Here is a 7,882-nt window from a genome sequence, read left to right on the forward strand (position 1 = left end):
ACACCCCAAAACACACCACATCTCGACTTACCCACAGCCTTACACACAACACAAATTCCAAATCACACGTGAATCACTCACCCTCGACCGGTGAATCGCACTGTTGAGGGCGGAATCGGACATTCGGGCGGGGCTTGTGTCCCTGCCCTTGCGACTCTTCTCACACGTCGGTTGACGAAATTGCTTCTGAAAGGCCCGTCGCCGTCCGGTGTCTTGCGCAACAAGAACCGCTACGGTCAGCCGTGCAACCAGAGACGCAGCGCCCTGGAGGTGACCTCGGGCTGTTCCAGAGTGGGCAGGTGTCCTGCCCCTTCGACGATATGCAGACGGGCGTCGGGGATCAGACTTGCCATATGCTCGTGCCGTTCGACAGGACAGAGCGCGTCGTCCCGTCCACAAAGCACCAGCGCTGGGAGCCGCGCGGCCCGCAGGGTGTCACACTGGTCGGGTCGGTCCATCAGCGCGCGGGACTGGCGGGCAAAGACATCAGGTCCAAGCGCCAGCGCCATATCCATACACAGATCAAGGATCGTTTCGCGATTGGCGCAGTCGGCCAGATAACTGGGCTTCATCTCGTCCCGCAGGACAGATCGCAGCCGCCCTTCGGCTGCCGCCTTGATCTGTGGCAGGCGGCGGGCTTTGACCTCGGCGCGTTCGGCCAGCGGGTTGGTGTCCATCAGGGCGATCTTCGCCACCCGCTCCGGCGCTTGCCGCAGGACCTCCATTGCCACGATGCCGCCCATGGACAGCCCCGCCAGCGCAAAGCGCGGTGGTGCATCGGCAAGGACGTCGCGCGCGAGGGCCTGCACACTGTCCCGCGCCGTTATCGGCGCGAGATGGATCGTCGCCGTGCCGGACAGGGCTGCGATCTGCGGCCCGAAGAGCCGCGCATCGCACATCATACCCGGCAACAGGACAAGCGATGTCATCCGACCAGGGCCGCCCCGTCCGCCATGGCGCGCAGCTTGGCATAGGCGATATCGGGATCGACCGCGCCGAACCCGGCGAAGGTGCCGAATCCACAATCGCTGCCCGCGATCACCCGGTCTGCGCCTACGATATCCGTGAACCGCGCGATGCGCTGCGCCACAAGCTCCGGGTGTTCGACAAAGTTGGTGGTGGTGTCGACGACACCGGGCACCAGAATCTTATCCTGTGGTATCAAAGCCTTGCGATCCCGAAAGACGGTCCACTCATGGGCGTGGCGGGGGTTTGAGGTTTCGAACAGCACATACCGTGACTTGGTCGACATCAGGGTCGAGAAGACCTGTTCCATCGGGATGTCACAGCAATGCGGTCCCTCGTAGTTGCCCCAGCAGATATGAACGCGCACCTTGTCCTGCGGCACGTTGGACAGCGCGTGGTTCAGCGCCTCGACATGCATGCCCGCGATCTTGACGAATTCCGCGTCCGTCAGATCGGTGAACAACATGTGCCGCGACAGGGCGAGGTCGGGGCAATCCAGTTGCAGATCCAGCCCCGAGGCGACGATGGTCTCGTATTCCTCTTTCATCGCATCGGCGAGCGCGGCCAAATAGGCCTCGCGCGTCGGATAGAAGTCATTCTGCAAAAACAGCGAGATCACCCCCGGCGACGCCGCATTCATAAAGCCGCGCTCAACCCCGTTCTGAGCCATCGCAGCCTTCAAGTTATTGATATCCTTCTGCAACTCTCCCTGTCCTTTGGAGCGGACCTCGCCCACGCACATCGGTCGGGCGTATTGCGGGGTGCCGCCGTCATCGGCCAGCCGCTTGAGAAAGCCGGGGAACATCTTGAGATCGGCAGGGGCGTTGCGCGGGCTGTCGCCCCCGAAGCCGGTGTAGCGATCCTTGACGTAGGTGGCGTAGGAAATCTTGGAGGTTTCGCCGTCGCTGACAATGTCGACGCCAGCCGCCACCTGTTTGCCGACCGTGTCGGAGACCGCGCGGGTCATGGCGGCGTCAAAGGCGGCGGCGTCGCAGGGCGCATCGTTTTCGCGGGCAAAGATGAAATCGACCACCTCCTGCGTGCGCGGCAAAGACCCCACGTGGGTCGTTAGGATATTGGACATGTCGGGCCCTCCGGGTGATGTGTTTTCGATGCACAAGGCATGCACAATCCATGCAAATGCCTTGCGCCTTGGCCGGTATTAACCTTTCCAGGTCAGTCCGGCGGGATCGTCCGTGCCGATGATGTGATACAGCGCGGCCTCTCCGGTCATCGACGGCACGGCGGAATGCCGGAGACCTTCGGGCACCGACATTGTGTCGCCCGCCGCCAGAACCGTCGAGCCACCGTCCCAGTCCACCCGCCAATACCCCTTGACCGGCATCAGCACCGATGGCCGGTCATGCGCATGTTTGGCCTCACGCGCGGAGGCGCGGGTGATCAGGTCGACCTCGAACCCCGGCTTGTCCCGGAGCAGTCCGGTTTCACCGATCACCTTGACCGGCGTCCTGTCGGCCAGCGCCACCATATCCCAGTAACGTGCGACGTGGTTGGGCAGCACCTCTGCGGTGGTGGGTTCCGGGCGCTTGGCCAGCTCTGCTTCGGACATCAGCGGCATGGGTTTGACGCCCTCGGGCAGACGCTGCTGTTTCTTGCTGTCATACAGCTTGCCATCCTCGCCCAGCACCAGCCCGTGGGCGGCGGCGTCCTCGATCACCTGCGGTGCCCACATCACCCCGCCCCCGGCGTCGTCGCCGCCAAGGATCGCCATGATCATCCCGTAATCGGTTCCGATGTTCTCGAACCCGCGAAAGATGCCGGTGGGAATATTGAAGATGTCGCCTTCTTCCAGCACCACCTCACCGGCGGTGCCCCAGCGGCCCCAGAAAAACCGCCAGCGCCCGGAGAGCACAAAGAACGCCTCGGCGGTGCGGTGATCGTGCAAGCTGTTGCGGCAGCGCGGCGGCTGCCCTGCGGCGCCGATGTTGAAGCCGTGTTCGATAGAGATGTGAACATGCTGGTCCGGCGACTCGGAGACGCCCCCGCCGATGATGGTAAAGTTTTCCTTCTGGTCGCTGCCCGGCGTATGCGCGTCGATGAAGGCGGTCTTGCAGGGGTGAAGTTCGCCGTAGCGGACAATGCGGCTGGATAGATCGGTCATGTCTTGAATCCTTGAATGCAGGTGGGGATGGGGCAGGTCTCAGCCCCCTCCCCCGGCGGCCGCAGATTCAACCGCCGCGCCCGCAGGCTGGCGCGATGCACATGCGCGCGCCGCAGGGCCCGCGACAGGTGCAGGCGGGCAGCCATCAGGCCGCGCCTGTCTGCAACAGGATCTGCTTCCAGACCGAGGTTTCGTCGAACAGCGTGAATTCGCGCCGCAGCTTGGGCGCACCGCCCACCACCGCGCCAAACTCGCCATGCGAGATGCCCAGAACGTAGACCTCTGCCCCGGTCGGCGCGCCGAAAACGCCCCAGCCGTCATGTTTGCCCCAGAGGCTCCACCGGATGGCGGCGCGGGGGGTCATCATCGGGTCATCGCGGCCGATCTGGTGGTGGATGGTGAATTGGGCGTTCGGAAACGACGCCCGCAGCCCCATCCAGAACCGGTCGACCGGCCCCCATCCATGCCCGGTGACGCCGCCGGGATACTCCGACTGCACCGCGCGGTCATAGTCCTGTTCGATCACGCCCATGTCCGCGCCCATGATCCGGGTCAGGATATCGGCGTATTTCGCACCCCATTCGTTGTCATTGCCGGTGCCGCTGTAGGGGCCGGTCCTGTCGATGGACGGCGACAGCGGCTTGACGCAGGCCTCGGCCCCGCCCTCGCGGGCGATCAGATCGGCGGCGTAGTCCTTGGGGGTCCAGCCCATCTGGCGCACGATGGCGCCCTGATCGCGGATCAGCCATTCATCGTTGATCTGGTTGTCGATGGCGTGACAGTCCGCAAGGATGCGGTATTGCAGCCGCGTTCCGGTCGCCTTGCCATAGACGCCGTCGCCCAGATGAGTGGCGGTCGACAGGATGCGGTGCGAGGACAGCATCCCCTCTTCCGGCGTGCCGGACCAGATCACGTCCTCGCCCAGCAATGCGCGATCCGGGAATTCCGACAGCGTCGCCATGGTGGCGGCAATCACCCCCTGATTGCCGGTCACAACAGAGGCCGGAGACCGCACAACGATGTCGGGCGCATAGTAATGATGCAGCGTGGCGATGCCGCGGTCTTCCCAGATCTCCTTGGTGATGCCGATGATGTAGTCGGGGAAATCCGCGAATTTGGGGTCGAAACCTTTCATGTCCTCATCCTTGCTGTGGTCCGCCCGCAGGCCCCCGTGTCGAGCCGCGCACGATCAGCGGCCCGTCTATGGTGATCTTGCGTGCGCGGGTGGTGTCGAAATTCCCGATCCGGGTCAGCAGCGCCTTGACGGTCTCATCGACCATCAGGTTGGCGCGCTGACGCACGGTGGTCAGATTGTAGGCCAGCCAGGAGGCTGGCGGCACATCGTCATAGCCGACGACAGAGACATCCTGCGGGATGCGCAGACCCAGTTCGAACCGGATCACATCCATCACCGCAAAGGCCATGTGGTCGTTGGCGACAAAGACCGCGTCCGGGCGGTTGTCCGGGTCCGCGAACATGCCGCGGGCGGCGTCGCGCGCCTGCTCCAGCTTGAAATTGCCGACCGCGCGGGCGTCCAGCGATCTGCCCGCCGCCGTCAGCCCGGCGACAAAACCGGCCTCGCGGTCGCGCTGGGTCGAGGCCCCTTCCCATCCGGCGATATAGCCGATGCGCCGGTGGTCGCCCGCCAGCAGATACTCGGCCACCTTGCGCCCGCCGGCGAAATTGTCCGAGGTGACAGAGGTGACGCCCTCGCGGTCCTCGTAGCGGTTGAACAGCACCACCGGCACGCCGGCCTGTTCGCAGCGCACCGCCACGTCCGAGGACATGGCGACAGAGGCCATGACAATCCCGTCGACCTGATAGTCGAGGATTTCCCCGACCACGTTGTCGACATTGCCCGCCGTCTGCGAGGCCATGAAGACCAGCACATGATAGCCCTGGCTCTGCAATGCATTGGACAGCTTTTCCAGCGCCTCGGGGTAGAAGTAGTTTTCCAGATAGGCGACCACCAGACCGATGATGCGGCTCTTGCCGGACACCATGGCGCGGGCCAGCACGTTGGGGCGATAGCCAAGGTCATCCGCCGCCTGGCGCACCTTTTCGGCGGTCTTCTTGCTGACCGAGGCACCGGGCGTGAACACCCGGCTGACCGCCGACTGGCTGACACCCGCGCGCTGCGCCACTTGCAGGGATGTGACCTTGTCCGCCATCAGTCCGCCGTCCAGCCGCCGTCGATCAGCATCGAGGTGCCGGTGACCAGCGAGGCCGCATCCGAGGCCAGATAAAGCACCGCGCCCATGATGTCCTCGACCTCGCCCACCCGGCCCAGCTTGATCTTGTCCTCGATCCAGGCGCGCCGCGACGGGTTGTCGAAGGTCTGCGCCGTCAGCGGCGTGCGGATGAAGGTCGGGCAGACGGTGTTGATGCGAATCCCTGCGCGGCCCCATTCGATCGCCATGGCTTTGACCATGCCCTCCAGCCCGTGTTTGCTGGCGCAATAGACCGCGCGGTCGATACCGCCGACATGGCCCATCTGGCTGCTGATATGGATGATGGAACCGGGCCTGCCCGCCGCCATCATCGCCTTGGCCGCCCCTGCCGACAGGAAATAGGCGGACCGCAGGTTGATCCCCATGACGACGTCATAATCCTCAGGCGATGTCTCCACCGCCGCGCTGTGACGGGCCAGACCGGCAGAGTTCACCACCACGTCAAAAGTGCGCCCCTGCAAGGCCGCCTGCAAAGCCGCAAGGTCGGTTTGATCCAGCACCAGCGCCTCTGCCGAGAACCCGGCATCGGTCAGCGCCTGAACGGTCTGGCCCAGCCGGTCGGCACCGCGTGCGGCGCAAACCACATGCGCGCCCGCCTCCGCCAGGGCCACCGCACAGCCCTGCCCGATCCCGGACGACGCGCCGGTGACCAGCGCGGTGCGCCCGTCGAGCCGCAATGAAGGTGTCCTTGGCAATGTCATGCGCTCATCCCGTCGGGTATGTCGATCCGCCCCATGTTGCGCGCCTTGTTGAACTCGCGCAGCCGGGCAAAGACATCGACGCCAAGCTGGCGATAGGCGTCCAGCAGATCCACCAGCACCCAGTTCTCGCGGATCCTGCCATTCTCCAACCGCCAGAAGTCAAGCGACCGCATGCTGATCCGCTGGCCCGAAGGCGCAATCCCCATCCAGCCGTCATGGGTGACGGTCTGGATCATGTTCGGCCAGCCGGTGACAGCGGCATACTCGCCATCACCGAAGAAGTGATAGGTGATCTCATCCAGATACTGCCCGCGATCGGGCATGCCATTCAGGAACGGGATCTGGTGCCAGTTGCGAAAGCCCGCAAAACCGCGCCCGGTGCCGATGCCTGCCGGCCCGTACCAGTTCATCCGCGGATGCCAGAACCGCTGCATCTCCATCACCTCGGGCCCGCCCTGGCTGGGATGCTTCTTGAGATGCTCCAGCATCTCGATGATGTGCCGCTGCGATGCGCGGGATTTTTCTTCGTCCCATGGCCCCGGCACGATCCCGTCCAGAGTCGCGGGACCGGGGATGCAGAATTCCAGCCCGAGGCTCGGTGCCATCGGCCAGGCGCCCGCCTGCATCATCACCTCGGGAATATCCCACAACGTCTGGATTTCGACGACCCGGCCCCCTTCGAACCGGTAAAACTCGTGGAACCGCATGTGTGTCAGCTGTCCGGTCGGCGGAATATCCAGCCAGGGGCCGACAAAGGTGCCGACATAATGCCCACCGCAGCCAACCCAGTTGCCGCCATGTTCGTCCGGCCCGCCCATGACGATCCAGTCCCGGCGCTCGAGGTCCGGCAAAGCTTCAAAGAGAGGCGCGTAGCAGGCATCATAAAACGCCTCCGGTCCGGTGAAATCGCCGAAAGGATGCGGCATGTGGATGACCGCGTCTTCGGCGATCACATTGCGCAGCGCGGCGCGGACGGCTCTGGCATCAAAATCCACCATCGCCGCGCGCAGCGGCGCGATCAGGGCCTTGTTGGCCGTATGTCTGTCCATAGTCACGTCCTGGTCTTCTTCTTTGTCCAAATACTCCCGGGGAGTGTGAGGGGCTGGCCCCTCACAGCGCACCCGCGGACCTACTCGGCGGCCTCGCGATAAGGCGCGCCCTCACCATAGGGCACATTGATCCCGCCATACCGGCGCACCCGGATGTTGCATTGCTCGGCATGGCCGACAAAGCCCTCCAGCAGGCACAGCCGAGAGCCGTATTCGCCCACCAGCGCCGCCGCCTCGTCGGTGACGATCTTCTGATAGCTGTGGGTCTTGAGGAACTTGCCCACCCACAATCCGCCGGTATAGCGCCCCGCCTTTTTCGTCGGCAGCGTGTGGTTGGTGCCGATCACCTTGTCGCCGTTGGCCACATTGGTGCGCGGCCCCAGAAACAGCGCGCCGTAACAGGTCATGTTCTCAAGGAACCAGTCGTCGCGGTCGGTCATGACCTGCACATGCTCGGAGGCGATGTCATCGGCCACCGCCAGCATCTCGTCATAGTTGTCGCAGAGGATCACCTCGCCATAGTCTTCCCAACTGACCCTTGCGGTGCCGGCGGTGGGCAGGATCGCCAGCAGGCGCTCGATCTCGGCCAATGTGTCCTCGGCCAGCTTGCGCGAATTGGTCAGCAGCACCGCGGGCGAGTTGTAGCCGTGTTCCGCCTGCCCCAGCAGATCGGTGGCGCAGAGTTCCGCGTCGGCGGCGGTGTCATCCGCGATCACCATGGTTTCGGTCGGACCGGCGAACAGGTCGATGCCGACGCGGCCGAAAAGCTGGCGCTTGGCCTCGGCGACAAAGGCGTTGCCGGGGCCGACCAGC

At 64.4% G+C, this 7,882-nt stretch carries 8 protein-coding genes; all 8 read right to left on the bottom strand.

The genetic code is table 11. The features are described from left to right. Positions 1-236: 236 nt before the first annotated feature. A complete protein-coding gene (locus tag ACN0S5_RS23750; RefSeq protein WP_417211717.1) occupies positions 237-929 on the bottom strand; it encodes an alpha/beta fold hydrolase in 693 nt (230 codons plus the stop codon). Beyond that, positions 926-2,050: a cobalamin-independent methionine synthase II family protein gene (locus ACN0S5_RS23755; protein WP_417211718.1), complete on the bottom strand. Its 1,125-nt coding sequence runs from the start codon at positions 2,048-2,050 to the stop codon at positions 926-928. Before ACN0S5_RS23755 ends, ACN0S5_RS23750 begins: the two co-directional genes overlap by 4 nt. A gap of 78 nt (positions 2,051-2,128) precedes the next feature. After that, positions 2,129-3,088, bottom strand: a complete 960-nt coding sequence (locus tag ACN0S5_RS23760) for a cupin domain-containing protein (protein ID WP_417211719.1) — start codon at positions 3,086-3,088, stop codon at positions 2,129-2,131. A gap of 145 nt (positions 3,089-3,233) precedes the next feature. Then, positions 3,234-4,223, bottom strand: a complete 990-nt coding sequence (locus tag ACN0S5_RS23765) for an ester cyclase (protein ID WP_417211720.1) — start codon at positions 4,221-4,223, stop codon at positions 3,234-3,236. 4 nt (positions 4,224-4,227) lie between these two features. Next, positions 4,228-5,262 carry a LacI family DNA-binding transcriptional regulator gene (locus ACN0S5_RS23770; protein WP_417211725.1) on the bottom strand — a complete coding sequence of 345 codons (1,035 nt, stop codon included), beginning with the start codon at positions 5,260-5,262 and terminating at the stop codon, positions 4,228-4,230. Next, the gene (locus tag ACN0S5_RS23775; protein ID WP_417211722.1) at positions 5,259-6,020 is read right to left on the bottom strand and encodes an SDR family NAD(P)-dependent oxidoreductase; all 762 of its coding nucleotides are present in this window, start codon (positions 6,018-6,020) and stop codon (positions 5,259-5,261) included. Before ACN0S5_RS23775 ends, ACN0S5_RS23770 begins: the two co-directional genes overlap by 4 nt. After that, entirely contained in the window at positions 6,017-7,069 is a 1,053-nt protein-coding gene (locus ACN0S5_RS23780; RefSeq protein WP_417211723.1) for an ester cyclase, read from the bottom strand. The genes ACN0S5_RS23775 and ACN0S5_RS23780 overlap by 4 nt, the downstream gene beginning before the upstream one ends. Before the next feature lie 80 nt (positions 7,070-7,149). Further along, positions 7,150-7,882, bottom strand: a 733-nt coding sequence (locus ACN0S5_RS23785) for a histidinol dehydrogenase (protein WP_417211724.1), incomplete at its 5' end; no start/stop codon positions are given.

The sequence above is a fragment of the Antarctobacter sp. genome, assembly GCF_048262615.1.
Classification (GTDB): Bacteria; Pseudomonadota; Alphaproteobacteria; order Rhodobacterales; family Rhodobacteraceae; genus Antarctobacter.

What these genes read in the sequence shown, in the direction of transcription:
- ACN0S5_RS23750 (WP_417211717.1), bottom strand. Translation starts at nt 929, where the DNA reads ATGACATCGCTTGTCCTGTTGCCGGGTATGATGTGCGATGCGCGGCTC.
- ACN0S5_RS23755 (WP_417211718.1), bottom strand. Translation starts at nt 2,050, where the DNA reads ATGTCCAATATCCTAACGACCCACGTGGGGTCTTTGCCGCGCACGCAG.
- ACN0S5_RS23760 (WP_417211719.1), bottom strand. Translation starts at nt 3,088, where the DNA reads ATGACCGATCTATCCAGCCGCATTGTCCGCTACGGCGAACTTCACCCC.
- ACN0S5_RS23765 (WP_417211720.1), bottom strand. Translation starts at nt 4,223, where the DNA reads ATGAAAGGTTTCGACCCCAAATTCGCGGATTTCCCCGACTACATCATC.
- ACN0S5_RS23775 (WP_417211722.1), bottom strand. Translation starts at nt 6,020, where the DNA reads ATGACATTGCCAAGGACACCTTCATTGCGGCTCGACGGGCGCACCGCG.
- ACN0S5_RS23780 (WP_417211723.1), bottom strand. Translation starts at nt 7,069, where the DNA reads ATGGACAGACATACGGCCAACAAGGCCCTGATCGCGCCGCTGCGCGCG.